The organism is Microbacterium sp. NPDC057741 (assembly GCF_042798735.1).
In the GTDB taxonomy this organism is placed as follows: domain Bacteria; phylum Actinomycetota; class Actinomycetes; order Actinomycetales; family Microbacteriaceae; genus Microbacterium.
This window is the reverse complement of the sequence record NZ_JBHVJW010000002.1, coordinates 565,821-589,278: the sequence shown is the minus strand read 5'-3', so window position 1 is coordinate 589,278 and position 23,458 is coordinate 565,821. Positions and strand designations below refer to the sequence as shown.

The following is a 23,458-nucleotide window of genomic DNA, read 5'->3' as shown; positions in this document are numbered from 1 at the left end:
CACGTGACCGACCAGTTCGCCTCCCCGCTGCGCACGATCCCCGCGTGGGCCGTGCTGCAGCGCCGGCTGTTCGACGAGATCGAGAGCGCACGGCGCGTGTTCTCCGAGCGCTACACGCTGCCGGACGGCCGGCTGCGCGGCGTCGCCGAGTTCGAGGACCGGGACGGCGTCGACGACCTGTACGAGCCGTTCTTCAACTGGCCCGCGTTCTACCTGCTCGGCGGCCCCGACGAGGTGCTCGACGACGCGAAGCGACACTGGGAGGGCGTGACCCGCCAGCTCGCCGAGGCGGGCATGCTCACAGACGAGTACGAGAACGGCTACGACTGGTTCCACCAGGGCGAGTCGCTGCTGCTGTTCGCCGGAATCTGCGCGGCCGATCCGTCCGACCCCGCGTACGCCGAGCGGGCGCGGCGCTTCGCCGAGCTGTTCCTCGACCCCGCGCACGGCAACTACGACGCCGAGCGCAACATCATCCGCGCCCCGCACAACGGCGCCCTCGGCGCCCGCGTCGGCCTGGACGATCCGGACGAGGACGGCCGCCTGGCGCCCTACTCGGCGGATCGCGCGGAGATGCGCCCCTACGGGCTCCCCGTGCAGGGTCTCGACGGCATCCGAGCGTGGGATGATCTCGCCGATCCGGAGAACGCGGCCAGGATGACCGCCGAGATGCAGCGGCGCGCCGCGGGCGACGTCGCCGTGAACCTCGCCGCGACGTCGCTCGCCGCGAACCTCTGGATGTACGACGGCGACGACGCGGCCGCGCGCTGGGTTCGCCGCTACGTGGACGGCTGGCGCGAGCGCGCCGCCGGCGGTCTGATGCCCGACAACGTCGGCCCCGACGGCGAGGTCGGCTCGCTGCAGGACGGCCGCTGGTGGGGCGGGCACTACGGCTGGGCCTGGCCGCACGGTCTGCACTCGGTCGGCATGAGCGCCCTCATCGGCGCGCTCAACCATGCGCTGATGACCGGCGACGACAACGCTCTCGATCTGGTGCGCGCCATGCTCGACACGGTTCTCGACCAGTCCCGCATGGGTGCGGTTGCAGACAGCACGTACAGCCTGCGCGGCGGATGGATGGCGCGCTACGGCGCCTCCGCACACGAACCGGGGATGCTGGTGCCCTACCGGCACGGCGTCGACGGCTGGTTCGACTTCGGTCCGCTGCAGCTCGACCTCCCCGTCTGGCTGTGGTGGTGGAGCCGTGACGAGGCCGACCGCGCGCGCCTGCAGCGCGTGGTCGACGGCATCCCGGCATCCGCCGATCTCGTCGCCCCGTTCCGCGACAAGGAGGAGGCCGGCCACGAGGCCGGCTGGTTCGCCTATCTGTCCGGCGATCTGCCGGACTACCCGGAGCGCGCGCTCGAGATGGCGCTCGGGCAGGTCGCGCGGCGCACCGCGATGATGCTCGCCGACGGCAGCGACCCGGATGCCGCGCACCTGCACTTCTGGCAGCGGGTGAATCCCGTCGCGACCGAGGTGCTCACCCAACTCGTCGGCGGCGCACCCCAGGTGCTCTACAACGGCGGGCTCGGGTTCACGGCGCTGCGCTACGAAGACGTCGACCGCGGCCGCCCTGGCCTCCCCGAGGATGTCGCCGCGCTGGTGCACCGCCTCGACGCGGACGGCATCGGACTGCGACTGGTGAACACCTCGGTCGTGCACACCCGCACCCTCCGCATCCGCGGCGGCCGGTTCGGTCTGGACCGTATCGTCGCCGTCACCGCACACGTCGAGGAGCAGGGCGGCTACCCCGGAGCATCCGGCTCCTACGCCTCCCCCGTCGGCGCGATCGTGACGCGCACGACGGACTGCGACGACGACCTCGTCGTCACGCTCCCGCCCGCGCACGGGGCCGACCTCGACCTCACCCTCGCCAGGGCGACCGGCTCGCCACGGCATCTCACCATCGAAGGACACGCATGACCGCCGAACTGATCCGCCCCGACTTCGCCCTCCCGGTGCGGGGTCCGGCGTACACCCGCCCCGACGCCGCCGTCATCGAGGACTTCTCGACGCTGTCGTCGGCCACGGCCTGCGCGAAGCTGCACCAGTTCGGCATCCGCCGCACGTTCGTCGACGGCCCGACGCCGCTGACCCCCGGCAGCCGTGTCGTCGGATCGGCGCTCACCCTGCAGTTCATGCCGCAGCGCGAGGACATGGCCCTGCCGCAGGACGCATCCGCCGGCGTCGAGCAGGAGTACGCCGAGCGGCACACCGCGCTCTGGCACGTGCTCGAGGCGGTGCAGCCCGGCGATGTGCTGGTCGTGCAGGCGTACGGCAGCCGCTTCTCGGGATGCCTCGGCGACATCCTGGTGCGCTATTTCATGCGCAAGGGCGGCGCGGGCATCGTCGTCGACGGCCGCATCCGCGACGCCGGCCGCATCCGCGCGATGGGCATCCCGGTGTGGTGCACGGGGACGACCCCGCACTACGCCTCGCAGTCCGAGCTCGCGCCATGGGCGTACGACGTGCCCGTGGCCGTCGGCGGCGCGCTCTGCATGCCCGGCGACCTGGTGATCGCCGACGACGACGGCCCGGTGATCGTGCCGAAGGCGATGGCCCCGCAGGTCGTCGAGTCCGCGCGCGACCACGAAGAATGGGAGGTGTTCAGCCGCACCCGCCTCGACGAGGGCGCCCGGCTGAGCGACTACTACCCGCTCACCCCCGACACCCGCGAGGAGTACGAGGCATGGCGCTCCCTGCAGCCTTCCGCCCGCTGACGACCGTCCCGTCGCTGCGCGACGATCTCGGGCTCGGCTGCGCACCCATCGGCAACCTCTTCACACCGGTCGCCGACGACGACGCCGTCGCCACCGCGCACGCCGCGCTGGATGCCGGTGTGCGGTTCTTCGACACCGCGCCTCTGTATGGCTCGGGCGAGAGCGAGCGCCGTCTCGGCCTCGCCCTCCGGGGCGTGCCACGCGACTCCTACGCGCTCGGCACGAAGGTCGGGCGTCTGCTGGTGGATGCCGCGGGGTCGCCCGTGGCCCCGGGCGAGGTCGGCGACGACTCGATCGCGGATCTCAGCCGCGACGCGGTATGGCGCAGCCTGGAGAGCAGCCTGGCGCTGCTCGGCACCGACCGCATCGACGTGCTCTATCTGCACGACCCTCTCGACGTGGATGCCGCGATGGCGGGTGCCTTGACGGCGATGACGGAGCTGCGGGAGCAGGGCGTCGTGCGCGCGATCGGCGTCGGCAACGGGGTCCTTCCCGTTCTGGAGCGGTACGCGGCGGAGGCGCCGGTCGACGTGCTCATGGAGGCCGGCCGGCTCACTCTGATCGACCGCGGCGCCCAGGAGCGGCTGATGCCGCTCGCCGCCGAGCGGGGTGTGTCGATCGTCGCGGCCGGGGTGTTCAACTCCGGGATTCTCGTCGACCCGGAGGGGTCGCCGTTCTTCGACTACCGCCGCGCCGACGACGCGCTCATCGAGCGGGCCCTGCGCATGCGGGACGTGTGTGTAGCCCACGGCGTGACGCTCGCCGATGCGGCGGTGCAGTTCCCGCTTCGGCACGGCGCCGACGGTGTCGTGGTCGGCGCACGGACGCCGGATGAGGTTCGCGCATTCGTGCGAGGACGGGATGCCGCGATCCCCTCCGAGCTGTGGAGCGCGCTCGACGAGGTGGTCGTCGCCTGATGGGCATCGTCGACGCGCACGTGCACGTCTGGGACGCCGACGCGTTCCCGATCCCCTGGTTCCGCGACGATCTCGGGCTGCCCCGTGTCTCCGCGCCGGACGCCTTTCGCGACGCGGCCGTGCCGTTAGGAGTCTCGGCGGGCGTCGCCGTGCAGGTCGCGGACTCCGTCGAGGAGGCCCGGTGGCTGACGGCGGTGACCGCGACGGACCAGGTGCTCACCCGCGCGGTCCTGCAGTACGAGCCCGCGCCGGGCCGGCCTCTGGGCGCCACCGCATTCGACGGAGCCGCGTTCCGCGGCATCCGCGCGGCGATCCCGCAATTCGCCGCCGACCTCTCGGATGTGCCCGGGCTGGACGCTCTGACCGACGCGCTGGGGGCCACCGGGCGGGTGCTGGAGATACTCGTGCGCCCGGAGCAGCTGGAGGGCGCGGCAGCGCTCGCCCGCCGGCATCCGGCGACGTCGATCGTGCTGTGCCATCTCGGGCTCGGCCACGGCGCCGCCACGGAGACGTGGCGGTCGGGGCTGGCGGCGTTCGCCGCTGAGCCCAACGCGCACGCGAAGTTCTCCGGGCTGCTCTCTCCGGCCCGGACGGATGCCGAGCTCTCGGCGCTCGCCCGCACGGCGACGGCCCTGTTCGGCGCCGACCGCCTGATGTTCGGCAGCGACTGGCCGATGTCGGCCCGCACGCACACCTACGCCCAGATCGTCGACGCCGTCTCCCGTGCCATGCCCGATGCCCCGGCCTTCTGGTCCGGCACCGCCACCCGCCTGTATCCCCTGCCCTGCCCCGGGTCCCGGCTCCCGGGTCCCGGGTCCTGAGCGAGCGAAGCGAGACGAAGGGCGTCCCCACTCCCCTGCCCCGCACCCTGAGCGAGCGAAGCGAGACGAAGGGCGTCCACACCCCCCTGACCCGCACCCTGAGCGAGCGAAGCGAGACGAAGGGCGTGCCTGTGGAGAACTCCGGACACCCGGCTCCGGAACGGCGTAGCTTCACCGCATGCCTCACGTCTACATCCTGAAGTGCTCGGACGGCAGCCTCTACACCGGGAGCACTTGGAACCTCGAGTACCGTCTCGCCCAGCACGAGTTCGGTGAGGGCGGCGACTATACGAGACGACGTCGTCCGGTCGAGCTCGTCTGGTGCGCCGAGTTCGCACGCGTCGACGAGGCATACGGGTGGGAGCGTCGAATCCACGGTTGGTCGCGGGCCAAAAAGCAGCTCCTCATCGACGGGAAGTACGAGGCCCTGCCCGGATGGAGCAGGAGGCAGCGTGACGCGAAGCGGGCCGCGGGGAGTGACTGACGTCCTTCGTCTCGCTTCGCTCGCTCAGGAGCCGGAGAACTTGGCGCCTCAGGGACCGGAGGGTCCCGGGTCCTGAGCGAGCGAGGAACGAGCGAGACGAAGGGCGTGACGTCCTTCGTCTCGCTCCGCTCGCTCCGGAGCCGGGGAGGTTGAGCCCCAGGCGCCCGAAAGGTCAGACCACCGAGGCGTGACGTCCTTCGTCTCGCTTCGCTCGCTCAGGAGCCGGGCGTGAATCTCAGGAGCCGAAGCGGGCTACTCGAGGAGGGTGCCGGCGGCGTGGCTGCGGAACAGGTCGGCGGCGGCATCCGCACCGCCGGCGTCGAGCACGTCGAGCAGCCCGCGGTGCCAGTCGGCGACCTCGTGCCAGTCGCCGGTGAACTTCGGGTCGCCGAGCACGTGCATCACGCGCAGGCTCGGCTCGAGCAGATCCCACATCTTCGGCAGGTAGACGTTGCCGCTCGCCTCGATCACCGTTCGATGGAAGGTGAAGTCGAGCTCGCGGAAGCGCGCCAGATCGCCGGCATCCGCGGCCTGGTGCATCTCGTCGATGAGCGCGACGAGAGCGGTACGGCGCTCGTCGTCGAGCGTGCCGCAGGCGAGGCGCCCGGCCAGGCCCTCGAGCTCGACGCGCGCGACCTTGGCCTGGCTCGCCTCCTCCTGCGAGTAGCTGGCGACGAAGTTGCCCTGATGCCGCACATGCGAGACCAGGCCCTCGTGCGCCAACAGCTTCAGTGCATCCCGCACCGGCGCCTGACTGACCTGCAGCTGGCGGGCCAGCTGCGACTCCACGAGCTGTTCGCCGGGCGCCAGCGTCGAGTCCTTGATCATCTCCTTGATCATCGAGTAGATCTGATCGGAGAGCAGCCCCCGCTGCAGCCCCATCGCCCCGAGCGCATCCGTCATGTTCACAGTGTACTTTCGTTATCGACTATCGCTAATGCCTGCGGCGTCCCGCCACGCCTGCGCGATCAGGCGGGATCCCTCCGGGGTCGGATGCACGCCGTCCGGCGCGAGTTCGGCGACGTCACGCCCCTCCGCCGCCGCGTCGAACAGCGCGGTCAGCGGCACGAGGGCCGCTCCGTACTCGCCCGCGAGGCGCACCACGACCTGCCGCTTCTCCTCCAGGTCGACGAGCCAGCCCTGCTGCTCGTCGTCCAGCGGCAGGAAGAACGGCTCCATCAGGATCAGGCGCGGCGCGTGCGCAGCCACGACGGCATCGAGGATGCGGCGGTACGCGGCCTCGTACTCCGCGGTGTCCGTCGGGTCGTCGCTGTCGTGGCGGCGGAGCATCTCGTTCACGCCGACGTAGACGGTGAGCAGCTCGGGCGCGGTCGGCATCAGCTCGGCGCCCCAGCGGGCCTCGAGGTCGGCGACGCGGTTCCCGGCGATGCCGAGGTTGCGCACCGCGGCGCCGCCCGCGATCAGCTCGTCGGCCAGCAGCGACACGTAACCGTCGCCGAGCGAGGCGGCATTCTCACGATCGCGGCCGGCGTCGGTGATCGAATCGCCGATGAAGACGATCCTGCGGGGGTCGGACATCTTCTCTCCTAGTTCTTCAGCTTCTTGCGCACCGACGTCTTGAGGGTGACGGTGGCCGTGTCCAGTGTGACGGTCAGGGTCTGGTGCGGACGCACCTTGCGGCTGTCGAAGCCGGTCACCATGTCGGCGGTCACCTGCTGCTGCGTCACGGTGCCGTCGCTCCACTGCACGTCGAGCAGCATCCCCGTCGTGTCGAGCTCTTCGCCGACCAGGTAGGCGGTCTTCGGCTTCGCGTCGCCGGACCAGCGGATGCCGGTGACGGTGGCAGGCGGCGGCGTCGGTCGCACGACGAGGGTGTTCTCCTTCGCGTAGTGGTACAGGTTCAGGTACCCGTCCGCGCCGATCCGCAGGTTCTCCCGTGCGTCGAGCACATTCCACACGGTCTTGCCGTCCACCCGCAGCGCGACCCTCGTCCCGCCGTCCTCGGCGATCGCGCCGAACTCGATGCGGTGCGTGCTGTTCGGGTCGATGACGGTGTTCGGGATGACGTCGAGCATCGTCTGGCCGGGCGACCAGCTCTGGAACTCGAGCGTGTCCTCCTTCACCACGACCAGGTAGCCGGTGTTGGAGTTCTGCCATGCCGGCAGCCCGGTCTGGTCGGAGCGCGCCTGGAAGCCGTACCAGCCGCCGTCGAAGGCGCCGAAGTCGGCGTCGAACTGCAGCAGCTCGTCACCGTAGCGCTCTGCCTTGTACCCGTAGACGCCCTGCGCGTTCAGGCGCACGCCGTCCTTGTCGACGGCGATGCCGTCGGCGACGCTCCAGTTCGCGGCATCCTTCAGCTGGGCGTCCAGGCGCAGCGCGGGATACTCGGCGTCGGCCACCGTCACCGTCAGGGAGTCGGTGAGCGACGGGTCGGCGACGGATGTGGCGGTGATCGTCGTGCTGCCGGCGCCGACCGCCGCGATGCGTCCGTCGACGACCGTCGCGACCTTCGGATCGGCGCTCGCCCAGCTGACGCGGGTGTCGCTGGCATCCTCCGGTGCCGCCGTGACCTTGGCGCTGTGGCGCTCGCCGACGTTCAGCGCGAGCTTCTCGGCATCAAGGCTGATGCCGGTCACCGGAACTCCCGAGAGCGAGAACCCGATGTTGTCGAGGTCGAGCGACTTGTAGCCCTCGACGTAGAACCCGACCTTGCCTGCAGCACCCGGTGCCGGGTCCTTGCCCTCCAGCACCACCGCGCCGTTCACGACGATCCTGACCTTGCCGTCCTGCACGGCGATCCGCACGTGCGAGGTCTTGCCGTTCGGCAGCGCCTGGTCGGCCGGGAGCACCTTCTCGGCGACGACCTGCCAGTTGCTGTCGAAGATGGCCCAGGTCGGGCCGGCCGCCGCGTTGCGATAGCGGACGTAGCCGCCGCCGTTCTGGTTGCGGTTGTAGATGACCAGACCAGAAGTGGCGATGTCGCCGGCCGGCGGGGTGACGTCGAAGTCCAGCACGAACTTCGTGAAATCGCGCGGCAGCAGTGAGTTCGCGCCGGTCACGATGCGGTAGACCTTGTTCCCCGTCGCATCGACCTGGATGCTGCGGTTCGGATCGGTCGGCCAGCTGTTCGCACCCGACTCGAAGTCGGTGAAGTGCAGCACCCCGTCGCCCTCGGCGACGACGACCTCGATGGTCGCCTTCTTGGTCGGATCGGACTTCGCCGTCGCGGTGACGGTGGTCGTGCCCGGGCCCATGCCGAGCACGATGCCCTTGGCGTCGACGGTCGCGACCGCGGCATCTGCGGAGGCGTAAGTGACGTCAGTATCCGCCGCGTTCCACGGCAGCGGCACGGCGCGCACCCTGACCTGGTCGCCCGCGTCGATGGTCAGTCGGTCGCTGTCGAAGGCGATGCCCTTCAACGCCACCTTCTCGGGAGACTGGGACTGCCCGATGTGCCCCAGCACGCCGATCTTGTCGAAGGCGATCGGCTCGAACCCGGGGATCTTCGAGAACACCTCGGAGTCGGCCTTCAGCGTGTAGTCGCCCTTCGCGGCATCCACGAAGCCGGGGTCCGCAGCGGCGACCATGTTCGCGCCGTAGTTCAGCAGGTTCTTGCCGTCCTTCGCGCCCTGGTCGTTCAGGCCGGCGATCGGCTTGCGGTTCGGGTTCCAGACCACGTTCTTCGCGTAGGCGCTGTGGTTCGGGAAGTAGTGGTCATCCTCGAAGAAGTGCGCCAGCTCCGGGTATTTCTCGAGGTACGGCGTGCCGACGAAGTCGTTGTTGTCTGAGAAGACCTGCTTCCAGGCCGGCATGTAGTCGCGGTCGACGACGTTGCCCTCCTGGTCGCCCATCCACTGCTCGTAGTTGTCGTAGGGCACGTAGGCGTCGACGAAGACGTTGTTGCTGGCGTTGATGTAGTCCGCCGAGCCGCTCTTGATCGCCGAGTTGCCCATGTTCACGAACACGTTCTTCTCGATCGTGAGGTCCCACGTGAAGTTGTCCGCGTAGATGCCCTCGACGCCGGCGATGCCCACGCCGATGTCGTGGAAGTAGTTCTCGCGGAACACGTGCCCGCGCTGCTGCGGCGTCTTGCCGGAGTTCATGTAGATGGCGCCGAGGTCGTTGAACTGCTTGCAGACGTCGTAGACCTCGTTGCGCTCGAACAGGTGGTCGTTGCCGTAGACGATGATGCCCGGGTGCGGGGCGTCGTGGATCTTGTTGTTCCTGGCGACGTTGCCGACGCCGTCGAACATCACGCCCGGGTTGTAGGCCTTGTGGTAGTACGCGAAGTCGGCGATCTCGGAGTTCTCGACCCGGTTGCGTCCTGGTTCGAGGGTCTTCTTGTCGCCGCCCTGCAGCACCACGCCGATGCCGCCGACGTGGGTGATCTTCGAGTCGGTGACCGCGTGATCACGGCCACCGCGGTTCACCGGGATGCCGTCGTAGGTGTAGCGTCCCGGCGAGTTGATCAGCACGCCGCCGTCGGTGAAGTTGCGGATGTCGGAGTGCGAGATCTTCACGTTCGAACCGCCGAGGATGACGGCGGCCGTGGCACGCCCGTACTCCATGACGAGGTCGTCGAAGGTGACGTACGAGGTGTCGTCGGTGCGCAGCATCGGCTCGTCCAGCGTGGTGACCGTGACGTCGCCCTCGCCCGAGGTGAATGCGGCGTTCGGGATCAGGTACAGCTTCCCGGCATCCCGGTCGATGTAGTACTCGCCGGGTGCGTCGAGCTCTTCCAGCAGGTTCTGCGCGAAGTGGAAGTCGGGGAACCAGCTCTTCATGATCCCGGACATCTCGCCGTAGCGCAGCGTGATGGTCTTGGCCGCCGTGTCGATCTTCTCGATCTTGTTGTACGACCACTCCCAGCTGTAGCCGAAGATGCCGTCGAGCCAGACGTCCTTCGCCTGCGTCCAGAACTTCGGGCGGTCGTAGCCGTAGGTGAATGTGCCGCCGCGGTCCTGCAGGTCCGCGTCCTTGCGGCTCGGGCCGGGATCGACGATGTCGCCCATCTGCACCGTCGGCGTCGCCGCGTCGGCGTTGGGCCAGCGCGCGAGGGTCATGCCCTGCCCGGCGATGTAGAGCTCCATCGGCGGGGTCGTGCTGACATCGTTGGCCTTCCAGTAGCCGTGCCGGCTGAGCTCGCCGAAGTCGGTGAGGCCGTGCGCCTTCAGGTCGATCTCGAGCACCTTGTCCCTGGCGGACGCCTCGACGATGCGGTCCGTGACCGCGGCATCCGCGACCTTGGCGAAGTCGTCGCGCGGCAGCGTGCTGCCGCCGGTGAGCGTCGCCTTCTCGCCAGGGTAGGAGCGGTACTCGATCGGATGCTCCGCCGTGCCCGAGTCCTGGGCACCGAGGGTGAACGACGCACTGCGCCGGTACTCCCCCTCGCGCAGGAACACGGTCATCCCGTCGGGCAGCCCTGCCCCCGCCTTGAGCTGGCGGATGCGGTCGCGCGCGCCCTCGAGGGTGGCGAGTGGGGCGTCGATGGTGCCGGACGCGGCGTCATCGCCTCCTGGCGCCACGTAGAGGGCCGGGCCGTCCGCGGCGGATGCCGGGGCGGTGGCCGCGAACGCCGAGCCGATCAACGCCGCCAGGGCCAGAGTTGCCAGTGCACGCTTCATCGCGTCTCCGATTGCTCATCGAGGGGCACGGGTGTGGACCCGCACGGTCGCTGGGGCGACCAGTCGAAAGCCTAACTAATCGATAATCGCTAATCAAGCATCGATCTGACGATGTTCTGAGCTTCGTTCTCATGTTTTCTCATCCCTTCACATAATCTCCCGTTACTTGATCGTGACGACTCCAGGTTGACGAAGAGCGGGATGACCAGGAAACATGGGAATCTCCGCGGCAGCGCATCTCGCTCCCCGGTCAGCCCGAAGGTCAAGGATGCCCAAGTAATGACAGAAGTTCTCGATAGTTCACATAAACTGTCAGCTCGTCGCCCCCGACGACTCTCGAACGGGATGTTCGCTCTGCTGCTGACCGCGCCGGGCCTCGCCCTGCTCGCCGCCGTCGTCGTCTACCCGCTGATCACCGCGCTCGTCACCGCCTTCTTCAAGCAGAGCCTGGTCGAACCGGGCCGCGAGTTCGTGGGCTTCGACAACATCGTCGACGTGCTCACCGGCGACTTCTTCCGCCTGCTCTGGCAGACCATCGTCTTCACGCTCGGCACCACCCTCGCGCCGTTCGTCATCGGCTTCGGCCTCGCACTCGCGCTGAACACCCGCATCCGCGGTGCCAAGGTGCTGCGCGGCGTCATGCTGATCCCCTGGCTGATCCCCGGCGTCGTGGTCTCGTTCCTGTGGATGTGGATCTTCAACGCCAACTACGGCGTGATGAACGCGGTGCTGCAGTCGATCGGCCTGATCGACGAGCCGCAGGCCTGGCTCGCGAACCCGACCACCGCGATGATCGCGGTCATCGTCGCCAAGACCTGGCAGTCCTTCCCCTGGATGATGGTGATGCTGCTCGCCGGTCTGCAGACCGTGCCGCCCGAGCTGCACGAGGCGGCCGAGATCGACGGGGCAGGCACCATCCGCCGTTTCTTCTCGATCACCGTCCCGCAGCTGAGCGGCATCATCGGGCTGGTGCTGCTGCTCGAGTTCATCTGGAACTTCCAGCACTTCGACATCATCTACGTGCTCACCGGCGGCGGCCCCGCCGGTTCCACGCAGACCTTCGCCACCGCGGTGTACGAGACCGCCTTCACCGGGTTCGACCTGGGCAAGGCGGGCGCGCTCGGCTTGCTCTGGATGGTGCTGCTGATGGGCCTCGTCGTCGTGTACGTCCGGTTCTCCGAGAAGGGAGAGAAGCGATGACCGCGCTGCTCACCGATTCCACCGCCGTCGAGACGGCAGCATCCGAGCCTGCAGCGCAGGTGATGCGCAAGCCGCGCGTGCGCGCCGACCGCCGTGCCGTCACCATCAGCGCGTGGATCGTCGTCGCCGTGTTCGGCGGCTTCGCCCTGCTGCCCGTCTACTGGCTACTGGCCACCTCACTCACCCCGCGCACCGAGGTGTTCGCCTATCCGCCGCGGCTGTTCCCCTCGGAGATCAGCTTCGACGCCTACGCCGCGCTGGCGAACAACCCGGCGCTGTTCGGCTACCTGCGCAACAGCATCATCGTCTCGGTCATCACGGCCGTCCTCTCGGTGATCGTCTCGGCCTACATGGGCTACGCGTTCTCGAAGTTCCGCTACCGCGGCCGCCGCAGCCTGATGTACTTCGTGCTCGCCTCGCAGATGTTCCCGCAAGCGCTGCTGCTGATCACGCTGTACACCGTGTTCTCGGCCTACGGACTGCTCAACACCTACGCGGCTCTGGTGCTGTCGTTCACCACCTTCACCCTCCCGCTGTGCGTGTGGATGCTGAAGGGATTCTTCGACACGATCCCCGACGACCTCATCGAGGCCGCGCTCGTCGACGGCGCCTCGCGGCTGCGCATCATCCACTCCGTCGTGCTGCCGCTGGCAGCGCCCGGTCTGGTGGCCGCCGGCCTGTTCGCCTTCGTGCGCGGCTGGAACGACTTCATCTTCGCCCTCACCCTGGCCGGACCCGACAAGCAGACGCTGCCGCCCGGCCTGGTGAACACGTTCATCGGCGAAGCCTCGACCGCCTGGCCCGAGCTGATGGCGGCATCCCTCGTGGTGTCGCTGCCCGTCGCCATCGCCTTCATCGCCCTGCAGCGCTACCTCGTCGGCGGTATGACCGCCGGTGCGGTCAAGGGCTGATCCCTCACCATCCGATACCCACTCAGAACCCCTCGAAGAAGAGAGAGAACCATGTCTCAGACCTCCCCCACCGTCTCCCGCCGACAGCTGCTGCAGTTCGCCGGTCTCGGTGCCGCCGGCCTCGCACTCGCGGGCTGCATGCCCACCGGTGGCTCCGGTGCAGCCGCACCGACCTCGGGCACGGCACTGGCGCCCGGAAAGTTCACCCCTGCGGACTTCTCGTTCTCCAGCTGGTCGCTGACCGAGGAGGCCGCCGCCCCCGCGATCAAGGCGCTGCTAGACGGCTACAAGAAGAAGGAATCGGTCGGCATCACCGAGGTCTCGTTCCCCTACAACGAGTACTTCAAGCAGCTGATGCTGCAGGTCCGCGGCGGCCAGTTCTCCGGCGCCGCGCACGTCGACGTCGCCTGGCTCGCCTCCCTCGCCGCGCTCGGCAAGCTGCAGGACGTCTCCGCGTTCACGAAGGACCGCGGCTACACGGCGTCGTCCCTCGAGGCCGCGCAGTTCGACGGCAAGCAGTACGGCTTCCCGTGGACGATCGGCGCGATCGGCCTCGTCACCAACTCCGAGCTCATCCAGAAGGCCGGGATCGACGAGTTCCCCGTGACCATCGACGAGTACGAGGGCGCGCTGAAGAAGCTGAAGGGCCTCGGCAACGGCGTCATCCCCTACGCCGCCTCGACCAAGGCGGCGCAGCTGAAGGACATCCTGATCTGGATGGAGACCTTCGGCAGCCCGCTGGTCAAGGACGGCAAGGTCACCATCGGCGACGACGCCAGCGTCGACGCGGTCACCTGGTACAAGTCGCTCTACGATCAGGGCCTCATCGCCGCCGACGTCGACCGCTTCGACGCCCGCTCGCTGTTCTCGCAGGGCCGCGCCGCGATCTACGACGACGCACCCGTCGGCCGCAACACCGTCGTCAAGGACTCCCCCGACAAGAAGCTCGGCGACAAGATCCTGTCGGAGTCGCGCCCGGTGCTGAAGAAGGGCGACACCCCGCGCGCCCTGGTCTGGGGCGGCGCGATCGTCGTGGTGGGCGGCGCCGGTGACGACGCCACCGGCACGGCCGCGGACTTCGGCCAGTGGGCCACCAGCGATCTGGATGCCGTGCTCGGCGACTACGCGGTGCGCGGCCTGCCGCCCGTCACGGAGGAGGCGCAGGCCTCTGACGCCGTCACGTCCGACGCCTTCGGCGCGCGCTTCGCGGAGAAGATCACCGCGACCGCGACGGTGAACCCGTTCTGGCAGTACCCCGAGTACGCCCAGGTCGAGACCATCGTGGCCGAGCGCGTGCAGGCGGTGCTGGTGGGCAGCCAGAGCCCGAAGGACGCCATGGCCGCCGCCGGCGAGGCCGCGCAGAAGCTGATCGGCTGATGGCCGCCTCGATCGGGCGAAAGGCCCTGGGCATCGCGACAGCGGGTGTCGCCGCCGTGATGGTCGCCGCGCTGGCACCGGCGGCGAGCGCCGCCGTGCACCCCACCACGGTCGAGACCGTCCCGGTGACGGTCGACGGCTCCAACCAGTCCGGCTGGTGGAATCCGCTGGCCGTGGTCGGCGACACGACCTACTTCGCGTACAACGTCCCGGCGGGGACGAACCGACACCAGGTGCACCTGGCCGCCCGCTCCGCCGATGGCGAGTGGACATCAGGATGCCTGCGGCTCGCGACCGGCGCCTGCGCCGACTATCTGAACGACAACGGTCACAACCAGCCCTCGATCGCGGTCGACGGCGCCGGGGACATCCACGTGTTCGCGTCGATGCACCACGAGGACTGGAACTACTTCCGCTCCACGGTGCCCGGCGACGTCACGTCGCTGGTCGAGGTCAGCGAGGAGATGCCCGATCAGGGCTCGACGATCTCATACCCGATCACGTCGGTCGGCCCGGACGGCGACGTCTGGCTGATGGTGCGCACCGGACCGGACGCGCTCGCGCGCCGCGACGGCGTGCTGTACCGCTACGACCTCGATGCCGGAGCCTGGGCGCGGGAGACGGTCGTCGCCTCGGCGACCAACTACTCCGTGTATCCCGATGACCTCACTGTCGACGAGTCCGGCCAGGTGCACCTGCTCTGGGAGTGGCACTCCTGGGCGGCGGGCGCCTTCCGCCACCTCGGCTCGTACGCCGTGTGGAACCCGGAGTCGAAGACGTTCAGCGACGTCGCCGGCGATGCGCTTCCCACGCCGATCCGCCCCACCACCCCCGGCCCGGTGGTCTTCCAGCCGTTCACGGACGGCGAGTCCATGGCCGAGGCGACCCCGGCGGTGCAGACGGCGAAGATGGCGCTGCAGGACGGCGTGCTGCAGGGCGTCACCTACCGCTACGCCTCGGGCGGCTCGTCCCTCTTCGATCTGAAGTGGGCGACCTGGGACGGCTCGGCGTGGAACCGCGAGACGCTCATCGACTCGGCGTCGCTGGGCACGGGCGTCGACACCGTCGCCGCGATGGATGCCACGGCCTTCGGCTCGAAGAACCGCGCCTACGGCGTGATCTCGGTCAAGGTCGGCACCGGACTGCGCAGCCAGGTCGTGCTGTTCGAGCAGGCTAAGGGCCGGACCGGATGGGCGGTCGAGGCGATCGGCGACCCGATGATCGGGCAGCAGCGGCTGCGGGCGGCGACCGGCCGGGCAGGCACGGATGTGCTGTATCTCAGCGCTCCGGCCACCCCCGGCGGCGGAGCCCTCCGTTACGCGGAGGTCCCCCGCTCCGGTGAGAAGCGCGCGGGCGGTTCGCTCGCCGACATCGTCACCGCACTGCGCGACGCGCAGTGAAACCCCGGCGGATGCCGCGCCCAGCGCGCGGCATCCGCCCTCTGAAAGAAATCCCAGGAGTATCCCTCATGCGCACGCAGACCATCGAAGCCGACGTCATCGTCGTCGGCGGAGGCCTTGCCGGTGTGAGCGCCGCCGTCGCCGCAGCGCGGCTCGGCCGGCGCACCGTCCTCATCAACAACCGGCCCGTGCTCGGCGGCAACTCGTCCTCCGAGGTGCGGGTATGGGTCTGCGGCGCGACCGCGCACGGCAACCAGCGCTGGGCGCGCGAGACCGGGATCATGGGCGAGATGTTCCTGGAGAACCAGTTCCGCAACCCCGAGGGCAACCCGGTGTACTGGGACGACGTCGTGCTCGACACCGTGCGCCGGGAGCCGAACCTGCAGCTGTTCCTGAACACCGAGGTGATCGAGGCGGGCGCGACCGGACCCGACGACGACCGCCGGGTCACATCGGTGACCGGCTGGACCATGGGCTCCGAGATCCGCACGGTCTTCCATGCGCCGATCTTCCTGGACTGCACCGGCGACGGCCTGGTGGGACGTCTGGTCGGCGCGCGGCACCGCCTGGGCAAGGAGGGCCGCGCCGAGTTCGATGAGGAGTGGGCGCCCGAGGAGCCGATCCGCGAGTTCCTCGGATCGACGCTGCTGTTCTACACGAAGGACCTCGGCCACCCGGTCAAGTTCGTCGCCCCCGAATCCGCGAAGGACATCAGCACCACCCCGATCCCGACGACCCGCATCATCCGCAGTGGCGACAGCGGTGCGCACTACTGGTGGATCGAGTGGGGCGGTCAGCTCGACATCGTCGACGACAACGAGCGCATCCGCGACGAGCTGCGCTCGGTGATCCTGGGCATCTGGGACCACATCAAGAACTCCGGCGAGTTCGACGCCGACAACCTCACTCTGGAGTGGATCGGCAACCTGCCGGGCAAGCGCGAGTACCGCCGCTTCGTGGGCGACCACACGCTGCGCCAGCAGGACGTGCTCGATCAGGTGGAGTTCGACGACGGCATCGGCTTCGGCGGCTGGTCGATCGACCTGCATCCGGCGGAGGGGATGTACGCCACCGGCGCCGGTGCGGTGCAGCGATTCTCGGACGGCGTCTTCGAGATCCCGTTCCGCTCGCTGTACTCGGCCAACGTGTCGAACCTGCTGATGGCCGGCCGGAACGTGTCCGCCACGCACATCGCCTTCGGGGCCGCCAGGGTCATGGCCACCTGCGCCGTGATGGGCGAGGCCGCCGGCACCGCGGCATCCCTCTGCCTCGCCTACGGAGAGAGCCCGCGCGAGCTGTATGCGAACCACCGCCGCGAGCTGCGCCAGGCTCTGCTGCGCTCGGACTCGTCGCTGATCGGCGTCGCCAACGAGGACCCCGACGACCTCGCCAGGCAGGCGGTCGTCACGGCCTCGAGCCGGCAGCGCACGATCGCGGCGGATGCCGGTGACGCGGCCCCGCACGTGCTCGCCGACGACCTCGGCATCGTCATCCCGGTGCATCCGGCCCTGGAGAGCACCGATCTGCTGCTCAGCGCCGACGAGGCGACCGCGCTCACGGTGGAGGTGTGGTCCAGCAGCAAGCGGCAGAACGTGGTGCCCGAGCGCCTCGAGCACACCGCCGTCATCGAGGTGCCGGCGGGGTCGGGCTGGGTGACCGCGCCGACGCCCTTCGCCCCGGCCAGCCCACAGAACGCGATCGTCGTGCTGCGCGCGAATGCGGGCGTCAGCGTGCACCTCACCTCGCCCCTGCCCGCGGGAGTGCTCACGCTCGTGCACCACGCCGACAACGACGACGAGAACGTCGAGATCAGCGACGAGGGGCTGCTGGTGAAGTGGCCGACCAAGCCGCTGCGCGGCCGGGCGCCGGCGTTCCGCACCGCCCCGGAGACCGAGGCGCTCGCGCCGGAGCGCGCGGTGTCGGGCTACAACCGTCCGTTCGGCGGCCCGAACATGTGGGCCTCCGAGCCCCTGGCGGACGAGGCGGCCTGGCTGCGTCTGGACTGGGATGCCCCGGTCGAGGCCCGCGAGGTGCGCCTGGTGTTCGACGACGACGTTGATGTCTCGCTGATCACGCTGCACCATCACCGCACACCGGATGAGATCATGCCGCAGCTCGTGCGCGACTACCGCGTGGAGGTGCTGCCCGAGGGGTCGGACGAGTGGACGACGGCGGTGCAGGTGAGGGGCAACCGGCACCGGCACCGCGTGCACCCGCTGCCCGCCGACCTCGGCGCGTTCCGCTCCGCGCGACTCGTCGTCGAGGCCACCAACGGCGCCGCAGAGGCCCGTGTGATCGCGTTCCGGGTGCAGGCGTGACGGATGGCGCTAACGTGAAGCGCACCCGCAACTCCGCGGGCGACCGCCGCACGATGAGGAGACCACGGGTGAGCACGTCCTTCGGCGAGCGCGAGGACTCGTCCACGCGCTCGATCCCCGGTGCCCGCGCGACACGCACCGGCCTGATCGCCCTGGCCGTGCCGCACCTGGAGGAGCCGTACTTCGCAGAGCTCAGCTCGCGCCTGGTGCGCGGAGCCGAGGCCAGGGGGCTCGCCGTGCTGATCGTGCAGACCGAGGGCGATCACGCCCGCGAGGTCGACGTCGCCAACGGGAACGGGCTGCCCGACATCGACGGCCTCATCCACATCCCGCGGTCGCTGACCGTCGCCGACCTCACCCGCCGCACCTCCCCCGGCCCGCTGGTGCTGCTGGGCGAGCACATCCAGGTGAGCCCGTTCACGCACATCACCATCGACAACCGGGCCGCCGCGCGCACGGCGACCGAGCATCTGATCGCGGCCGGCTGCCGCCGGATCGCGTTCGTCGGGCGTCGCGACGCGCGCCCCTCGGATGCCGCAGATCGCCGCCACGCCGGTTATCTGGAGGCCCTGGAGGCCGCAGGCATCGCCGACGATCCCGCGCTGACCACGCAGGTCGCGTCGTTCACGGCCGATGAGGGCGAGCGCGTGGTCGCAGAGCTCGCCGTGCAGGTCGAGGATCTCGACGGCGTCGTCTGCTCGAACGACTCGGTCGCGCTCGGCGCACTGGCGGCGCTGGCCGCCCGCGGGCGGCGCGTCCCGCAGGACGTCGCGGTGATCGGCATCGACGACATCCGTGCCGCGCGGTTCTCGGTGCCGGCGCTGAGCTCGGTCGCGCCCGATCACGAACAGCTGGTGGATGCCACGTTCACCGAGCTCGAGCGGCAGCTCAGCACTCCTCTGGGCGCCGACCTGCCGGTACGGCACGTGACCATCCCCAGCCGCCTGGTGAAGCGGGCGAGCACCGCCCGCTGATGGACATCCGCACCCGCCGCTGCGCGTCAGCGGCCGTCTGGCTGGTCGCGCTCCGCGATCTCGATGCGCCCGATGTGCTCGGAGAGCCGCTCCCTGGCATCCTCGTCGAGACCGTCGTCGATCACGAGCCGGTCGATGTCGCTGAGGTCGGCCACGGTCGTCAGACCGACGACCTGCCAGCGAGTGTGGTCGGCGAGCACGACCACCTCGCGGGCCGCCGCCATGAAGGCGCGGTACGTCTCGGCCTCGAGCAGGTTCATGGTGGTGAGGCCGGCCTGCTCGTCAAGGCCGTGCGCGTCCAGCAGCACCAGGTCGCAGTGCAGCCGCTCCAGTGCGCGCACGGCGACGGGGCCGACCAGCGACTGCGACGGCGTGCGCACGCCTCCGGTCAGCACGACCGTCTGCGTGTAGGGGGCATCCGCGCGGTCCGGCGGAGAGAACAGGTCGGAGACCGGCAGCGAGTTCGTCACGATCGTCAGGTCGGGCACCCGCACGAGCTCCTGGGCGAGCGCGATACCCGCCGCGCCGCCGGACAGGCCGATGGCCATCCCCGGCTCGACGAGGGCGGCGGCGGCCCTGGCGATCGCCCGGCGCTCGGCGGTCGAGACCTGCGCGGCCCCCGGACGGATGCCAGCCGAGGCGGCTCGCACGCCGCCGCGCACCTTCTGCACCACGCCGTCGTCGGCGAGCAGCTCGATGTCTCGGCGCACCGTCATCTCGCTGACGCCGAGCTCGGCCGCGAGATCGGGCAGGGCGATAGTGCCGCGCTCGCGCGCCAGGGCGAGGATGCGCTCGCGTCGCTCGGTGACCAGCATCCGCTCTCCTTCTCGTGCCGTGACCAGTCTGCCATGCGGGCTTTCGCTCCCCTTCCCGACCTCGACCGCTTCGACACCGACAGGATCCCGCTCTGCGCATGACGTACCCCGCGCCCTTCGACACCTGGTTCCCGGATGCCGCCTTCGACGGCAGCTACGGCTTCACGTTCGACACGCTGAAGGCGGTGCAGCCGGTGCGTGCGCCTGTCGAGCTCGCCGCGCAGTGGCGCGCGTGGCGGGTGGCCGCGCGCGGCGTCGCCGCGGAACCCGTGGTGCTCTCGACGTCTGTGGCCGGCGGACGTGAGCTGTCGCTGATCGAGCTCTCCGGGGTCGACGGGGTGCGGCTGCGGGCCTGGTCGGTCGCGCCGGTCGACGGGCTCACGGCGCGGGTCGGCGTCGTGCACGGGCACGGCTACGGCGGACGAGACGAGGTGGATCTGCGTCGGGTGCCCGACGATGCAGCAGCGATCTTCCCGGTGGCGCGCGGCCTCGGCGCGCTGAACGCCGATGTGGGTGCGCCCAAGGACCGCGAGGCGCATGTGCTCGGCGGCCTGGAGAAGCCCGACGACTACGTGATCGGGCTGTGCGCCCGAGACCTGTGGCTCGCCGCGGACGCGCTGATCGCCCTGGCCGGCAACCTGCCCCTCTACTACGTGGGCGAGAGCTTCGGCGGCGGGCTGGGTGCGCTGGCGGTGCCGTGGGACGACAGGTTCATCGGCGCGACGCTCGTCGTGCCGACCTTCGGGCAGTACGACGAGCGCCTGGCGGTGCCGTGCCTGGGCAGCGGCGAGTTCCAGCGCACCTGGGTGCTGCGGCATCCCGAGGCGCGCGAGCAGCTGCGGCCGTTCGACGCGTCGAGCACCGCGGCGTTCTTCTCCGTACCGGTGCGGGTCGAAGCGGCGCTGTGGGACCAGAACGTCCCGCCGCAGGGGCAGTTCGCCGTCGCGAACGCCGTGCCCGACCTGGACCTGCATGTGCTGCCCGCCGGGCACGCCGAGTACCCCGGTCTCGCCGAGGCGACGGCAGCAGCAGTGCGCGGCGGACTGGCGCACCTGGAGCGGGTGCTCGCGGGTCAGACCGAGAGCGTCAGCAGCCGGGCCGGGTTCGCGACCAGCATCCCCTCGACCGCCTCGGCGCCGATCTCCTCGCGCAGGCGGGGCAGGTAGCGGTCGCCGAGATAGCCGAGGCCTGGCATCCCGCCATAGGCGATGTAGCGCGTACGGCGCGCGACATCGCCACCGAGCAGGATGCGGTCGCCCGCCCCTCGCCGCACGACGTCGACGGTGAGCGCGAGCAGTTCTGCGTCGGAGCGGGTAAGGGGGCGCGCGAAGCCGTCGTAGCCCAGGTACGCACCTCGCTCGGCCAGCGAGGAGTGCAGCCCGGCATCCGGGTCGCGGTCGGCGTGCGCGAGCACGACCCGGTCGGATGCCACGCCCTCGGCATCCAGCAGGTCGAGCACCTCGTGCGCGGCGGTGCAGAACTCCAGGTGCACCATGACCGGCGCGCCGGTAATCCGGTGCGCGGCCGCGAGCGCGACCAGTGTGATGTGCTCGAAGTCGCTGATACGCCAGTAGTCGGCGCCGCCCTTGAGCATGCCCGCGCGCACCCGCTCCCCCACGGGTGTGAGCGCCCTGGCGCCGAGCGGGTCGTCGTCGCTCACCGGCATCCCCGACCTGACCTCGGAGACGAACAGTTCGGCGAGCCGCTCCGCGCCCCAGGTGCGGATCGGGTGGTCGGCGGCGTAGTGCGCCTCCCGATGCCGCCCGGTGGTCGCAATGATGGCGAGGCCGGACGCCGCGCTGACCCGCGCGAGCGCCTCCGGGTCGCGGCCGAGCCCGAACGGCGTGGCATCCACCATCGATTCGAAGCCGCTGTCCTTCAGCAGGACGGCCTCGCCACCCGAAGCGACCTCGTCGTCGAGCTCGTCACCCGGCAGCAGCGGCGAGACCTGGAACAGGTGCTCGTGGTAGTTCACGCGGCCCAGCGACGCCGGGTCGATGTCACCGAGGACCGTGCGGACCACGCCCATCAGCGCACGCTCTCCGCGGCGCCCGCGAGCTGCTCGACGATCTCGGGGGTCAGCTCGAGCTGGAACACGTCGGCGACGACCTGCGACCAGCCGTGGATGAAGTAGCGCCAGCCGTCGATCACGTGCAGGGCCCGCTCCTGCTCCTGGACGCGAGCCTGGTGCAGGAACTCGAGCGATCCGCGGTAGTTGAACTCCCAGACGTATGCGCCCTCGGGGAACACCACCGCGTCGGTGAGCGGCGAGCCGGGGCGGTCCTTGCCGAGGCCGGTGGCGTTGGCGATCACGGAGCCGGCGGGTGCCGCGGCGACGATCGCATCCGCCGTCTCCGGCGACGGGGTGACCACGTATTCGATGAGGCCCTCCGGCGTGCCGTGCTGACGGTGCACCTCGCGCAGGTGGTCCAGCTTGTCCTGGCTGCGCGCGGTGACGATCACCCTCGAGGGGGCGTCCTCGCGCTCGGCCAGAGCCCAGCTGAGCGCAGTGCCCGAGCCGCCGGCGCCGAGGATCACGACCTGCGCACCGGTGCGCGCGAAGTGATCGGCGGGCAGGAAGTCGTTCAGCGCCAGGTCGACCGTGATCGGGTCCTTGGCGCGGCCGATGAGGCGGTCGCCCTGCTTGGCGATCGACGAGATCTCCGAGCACGAGACCGCGAACGGGTCGAGCTCGTCGAACAGGTCGGATGCCGCGGTATAGACGTTCATCTTGTGCGTGGTGACCAGCGCGCCGCGATGATGTGGGTCGTCGCGGATCTGCTCGACCATGGCGCGGTACTGCGCGGGCTCGGCGTCCATCGGCAGATCGTGGCCGATCAGGGTGCGCGTCGACAGGCCGAGGATGTCGGCCCAGAGCGGGAACACCTTCATGATCGACGACGAGCCGGTCGTGACGCCGACGAAGCCCATGTAGTTGTCTGCGGTGGTCATGCGTTGCTCCTCACGGGGTGGGCCGGCTCATCGCCGCGCAGCACGGAGATCACGTCGTCGAGCGACATCCGGCCCATGTTGTCGACGGCCTGCGTGGTCTGGGCGCCGAGGTGCGGGGTGACGATCACCCGGTCGGCGAGGTCGTCGGCGAGCAGCGGGCTCGCGCTCGCTGCGGTGTCGCCGTCGAGGGTGTCGGCGGCGTAGCCGGAGAGCACGCCGTCGCGCAGCGCGCGGGCGACCTCGAGCTCGTCGACCAGGTCGGGGCGGGCGGTGTTCACGAGCACCGTGCCGGGGCGGATGCCGGTGATCCGCTCCGCGTCGACCAGGCGCTGCCCGCCGGGGGCATGCAGCGTGATCACGTCGGCGGTGCGGAACAGCTCGTCGAGACCCATCGGCTCCGCACCGGCGGCGCGGACGGCGTCGTCGGGGAGGAAGGGGTCGGTGGCGAGGACCCTTGTGCCGAAGCCGCTCACGCGCTTGGCGACGCCCTGTCCGATCCGGCCGAAGCCGACGATGCCGAGCGTGGCGGCGCCGAGCTCGCGTCCGCGGCGCACAGCCCAGTCGCCGTCGCGCACGCGGCGGTCACCGTCGGGGATGTGCCGCAGCACCGCGAGCATCAGCCCCACCGTGTGGTCGGCGACCGCGTCGGCGTTGGCACCCGGGGTGTTGGTGACCAGGATGCGCCGCGCCGCGGCGGCTGCGAGATCGACGGCCTCGGTGCCCACGCCGTACCGGGCGACGATCTTCAGCTTCCGTGCGACCGCGAGATGCGCATCGGTGACGGGACCGGTTCCGGCGATCCAGGCGTCCGCGCCGTGCAGCAGCGGGCGCAGCTGCTCGAGGTCGTGGTGCGCGGGTCCGCGCATGATCCTGTGCCCGGCGACCGCGGCGCGGCCCTCGAGGTCGAGGTCGCCGTCCGAGAACGAACGGCTGGTGACGAGGATGACTCCCATCAGAGGGGCCTTTCTGAGAAGCGGGCGG

General features: G+C 70.1%; 19 protein-coding genes. 12 read left to right on the top strand and 7 right to left on the bottom strand.

Annotation, left to right across the window (positions count from 1 at the left end; genetic code table 11):
- Positions 1-3 precede the first annotated feature (3 nt).
- From ACFVDO_RS09770 to ACFVDO_RS09750, 5 genes are all read left to right on the top strand, one after another.
- A complete protein-coding gene (locus ACFVDO_RS09770) occupies positions 4-1,926 on the top strand; it encodes a hypothetical protein (protein WP_378859872.1) in 1,923 nt (640 codons plus the stop codon).
- Positions 1,923-2,723 (top strand): ribonuclease activity regulator RraA, encoded by an 801-nt coding sequence (locus ACFVDO_RS09765; protein ID WP_378859873.1) that lies wholly within the window; start codon positions 1,923-1,925, stop codon positions 2,721-2,723. Before ACFVDO_RS09770 ends, ACFVDO_RS09765 begins: the two co-directional genes overlap by 4 nt.
- The gene (locus ACFVDO_RS09760) at positions 2,693-3,640 is read left to right on the top strand and encodes an aldo/keto reductase (RefSeq protein WP_378859874.1); all 948 of its coding nucleotides are present in this window, start codon (positions 2,693-2,695) and stop codon (positions 3,638-3,640) included. The genes ACFVDO_RS09765 and ACFVDO_RS09760 overlap by 31 nt, the downstream gene beginning before the upstream one ends.
- The gene (locus tag ACFVDO_RS09755) at positions 3,640-4,461 is read left to right on the top strand and encodes an amidohydrolase family protein (RefSeq protein ID WP_378859875.1); all 822 of its coding nucleotides are present in this window, start codon (positions 3,640-3,642) and stop codon (positions 4,459-4,461) included. The genes ACFVDO_RS09760 and ACFVDO_RS09755 overlap by 1 nt, the downstream gene beginning before the upstream one ends.
- Positions 4,462-4,639: 178 nt before the next feature.
- A complete protein-coding gene (locus ACFVDO_RS09750) occupies positions 4,640-4,945 on the top strand; it encodes a GIY-YIG nuclease family protein (RefSeq protein ID WP_378859876.1) in 306 nt (101 codons plus the stop codon).
- Positions 4,946-5,197: 252 nt separating this feature from the next.
- On the opposite strand, the gene ACFVDO_RS09745 is transcribed toward ACFVDO_RS09750, so the two are convergent.
- The 3 genes from ACFVDO_RS09745 to ACFVDO_RS09735 are packed head-to-tail and all read right to left on the bottom strand — an operon-like array spanning position 5,198 to position 10,530.
- Positions 5,198-5,848, bottom strand: coding sequence for a GntR family transcriptional regulator (locus ACFVDO_RS09745; RefSeq protein ID WP_378859877.1), 651 nt, complete (start codon positions 5,846-5,848; stop codon positions 5,198-5,200).
- An 18-nt stretch (positions 5,849-5,866) separates the two neighbouring features.
- On the bottom strand, positions 5,867-6,484 hold the full coding sequence (locus ACFVDO_RS09740) for an SGNH/GDSL hydrolase family protein (protein ID WP_378859878.1): 618 nt from the start codon (positions 6,482-6,484) through the stop codon (positions 5,867-5,869).
- An 8-nt stretch (positions 6,485-6,492) separates the two neighbouring features.
- Positions 6,493-10,530, bottom strand: a complete 4,038-nt coding sequence (locus ACFVDO_RS09735; RefSeq protein ID WP_378859879.1) for an Ig-like domain-containing protein — start codon at positions 10,528-10,530, stop codon at positions 6,493-6,495.
- A 345-nt stretch (positions 10,531-10,875) separates the two neighbouring features.
- On the opposite strand from ACFVDO_RS09735, the gene ACFVDO_RS09730 reads away from it, so the two are divergent.
- The 6 genes from ACFVDO_RS09730 (at position 10,876) to ACFVDO_RS09705 (ending at position 18,710) form a co-directional block, all read left to right on the top strand.
- Positions 10,876-11,730, top strand: a complete 855-nt coding sequence (locus ACFVDO_RS09730; protein ID WP_378859880.1) for a carbohydrate ABC transporter permease — start codon at positions 10,876-10,878, stop codon at positions 11,728-11,730.
- Positions 11,727-12,641 (top strand): carbohydrate ABC transporter permease, encoded by a 915-nt coding sequence (locus tag ACFVDO_RS09725; protein WP_378859881.1) that lies wholly within the window; start codon positions 11,727-11,729, stop codon positions 12,639-12,641. The genes ACFVDO_RS09730 and ACFVDO_RS09725 overlap by 4 nt, the downstream gene beginning before the upstream one ends.
- 51 nt (positions 12,642-12,692) lie before the next feature.
- Positions 12,693-14,018, top strand: coding sequence for an extracellular solute-binding protein (locus tag ACFVDO_RS09720; protein ID WP_378859882.1), 1,326 nt, complete (start codon positions 12,693-12,695; stop codon positions 14,016-14,018).
- A complete protein-coding gene (locus ACFVDO_RS09715; RefSeq protein WP_378859883.1) occupies positions 14,018-15,418 on the top strand; it encodes a BNR-4 repeat-containing protein in 1,401 nt (466 codons plus the stop codon). The genes ACFVDO_RS09720 and ACFVDO_RS09715 overlap by 1 nt, the downstream gene beginning before the upstream one ends.
- Before the next feature lie 68 nt (positions 15,419-15,486).
- Complete coding sequence (locus ACFVDO_RS09710; protein WP_378858574.1) at positions 15,487-17,736, top strand: FAD-dependent oxidoreductase; 2,250 nt, start codon at positions 15,487-15,489, stop codon at positions 17,734-17,736.
- Between the two features lie 68 nt (positions 17,737-17,804).
- A complete protein-coding gene (locus tag ACFVDO_RS09705; protein ID WP_378858575.1) occupies positions 17,805-18,710 on the top strand; it encodes a LacI family DNA-binding transcriptional regulator in 906 nt (301 codons plus the stop codon).
- A gap of 26 nt (positions 18,711-18,736) precedes the next feature.
- Here ACFVDO_RS09705 and ACFVDO_RS09700 read toward each other — a convergent pair whose 3' ends face one another.
- A complete protein-coding gene (locus tag ACFVDO_RS09700; protein WP_378858576.1) occupies positions 18,737-19,525 on the bottom strand; it encodes a DeoR/GlpR family DNA-binding transcription regulator in 789 nt (262 codons plus the stop codon).
- A gap of 98 nt (positions 19,526-19,623) precedes the next feature.
- Between ACFVDO_RS09700 and ACFVDO_RS09695 the strand changes: the two genes are divergently transcribed.
- Positions 19,624-20,691: an acetylesterase gene (locus ACFVDO_RS09695; RefSeq protein WP_378858577.1), complete on the top strand. Its 1,068-nt coding sequence runs from the start codon at positions 19,624-19,626 to the stop codon at positions 20,689-20,691.
- Here ACFVDO_RS09695 and ACFVDO_RS09690 read toward each other — a convergent pair.
- Genes ACFVDO_RS09690 through ACFVDO_RS09680 form a run of 3 tightly spaced genes read right to left on the bottom strand, consistent with a single transcriptional unit; the run spans position 20,598 to position 23,430 of the window.
- Positions 20,598-21,554 carry a phosphotriesterase gene (locus tag ACFVDO_RS09690; protein ID WP_378858578.1) on the bottom strand — a complete coding sequence of 319 codons (957 nt, stop codon included), beginning with the start codon at positions 21,552-21,554 and terminating at the stop codon, positions 20,598-20,600. The genes ACFVDO_RS09695 and ACFVDO_RS09690 overlap by 94 nt on opposite strands.
- Positions 21,554-22,477 carry a shikimate dehydrogenase family protein gene (locus tag ACFVDO_RS09685; protein WP_378858579.1) on the bottom strand — a complete coding sequence of 308 codons (924 nt, stop codon included), beginning with the start codon at positions 22,475-22,477 and terminating at the stop codon, positions 21,554-21,556. Before ACFVDO_RS09685 ends, ACFVDO_RS09690 begins: the two co-directional genes overlap by 1 nt.
- A complete protein-coding gene (locus tag ACFVDO_RS09680; RefSeq protein WP_378858580.1) occupies positions 22,474-23,430 on the bottom strand; it encodes an NAD(P)-dependent oxidoreductase in 957 nt (318 codons plus the stop codon). Before ACFVDO_RS09680 ends, ACFVDO_RS09685 begins: the two co-directional genes overlap by 4 nt.
- Positions 23,431-23,458 lie beyond the last annotated feature (28 nt).

Coding starts and splice junctions, on each gene's coding strand:
- ACFVDO_RS09765 (WP_378859873.1), top strand. CDS start 1,923: ATGACCGCCGAACTGATCCGCCCCGACTTCGCCCTCCCGGTGCGGGGT.
- ACFVDO_RS09760 (WP_378859874.1), top strand. CDS start 2,693: ATGGCGCTCCCTGCAGCCTTCCGCCCGCTGACGACCGTCCCGTCGCTG.
- ACFVDO_RS09755 (WP_378859875.1), top strand. CDS start 3,640: ATGGGCATCGTCGACGCGCACGTGCACGTCTGGGACGCCGACGCGTTC.
- ACFVDO_RS09750 (WP_378859876.1), top strand. CDS start 4,640: ATGCCTCACGTCTACATCCTGAAGTGCTCGGACGGCAGCCTCTACACC.
- ACFVDO_RS09745 (WP_378859877.1), bottom strand. CDS start 5,848: ATGACGGATGCGCTCGGGGCGATGGGGCTGCAGCGGGGGCTGCTCTCC.
- ACFVDO_RS09740 (WP_378859878.1), bottom strand. CDS start 6,484: ATGTCCGACCCCCGCAGGATCGTCTTCATCGGCGATTCGATCACCGAC.
- ACFVDO_RS09735 (WP_378859879.1), bottom strand. CDS start 10,530: ATGAAGCGTGCACTGGCAACTCTGGCCCTGGCGGCGTTGATCGGCTCG.
- ACFVDO_RS09730 (WP_378859880.1), top strand. CDS start 10,876: ATGTTCGCTCTGCTGCTGACCGCGCCGGGCCTCGCCCTGCTCGCCGCC.
- ACFVDO_RS09725 (WP_378859881.1), top strand. CDS start 11,727: ATGACCGCGCTGCTCACCGATTCCACCGCCGTCGAGACGGCAGCATCC.
- ACFVDO_RS09720 (WP_378859882.1), top strand. CDS start 12,693: ATGTCTCAGACCTCCCCCACCGTCTCCCGCCGACAGCTGCTGCAGTTC.
- ACFVDO_RS09715 (WP_378859883.1), top strand. CDS start 14,018: ATGGCCGCCTCGATCGGGCGAAAGGCCCTGGGCATCGCGACAGCGGGT.
- ACFVDO_RS09710 (WP_378858574.1), top strand. CDS start 15,487: ATGCGCACGCAGACCATCGAAGCCGACGTCATCGTCGTCGGCGGAGGC.
- ACFVDO_RS09700 (WP_378858576.1), bottom strand. CDS start 19,525: ATGCTGGTCACCGAGCGACGCGAGCGCATCCTCGCCCTGGCGCGCGAG.
- ACFVDO_RS09695 (WP_378858577.1), top strand. CDS start 19,624: ATGACGTACCCCGCGCCCTTCGACACCTGGTTCCCGGATGCCGCCTTC.
- ACFVDO_RS09690 (WP_378858578.1), bottom strand. CDS start 21,554: ATGGGCGTGGTCCGCACGGTCCTCGGTGACATCGACCCGGCGTCGCTG.
- ACFVDO_RS09685 (WP_378858579.1), bottom strand. CDS start 22,477: ATGACCACCGCAGACAACTACATGGGCTTCGTCGGCGTCACGACCGGC.
- ACFVDO_RS09680 (WP_378858580.1), bottom strand. CDS start 23,430: ATGGGAGTCATCCTCGTCACCAGCCGTTCGTTCTCGGACGGCGACCTC.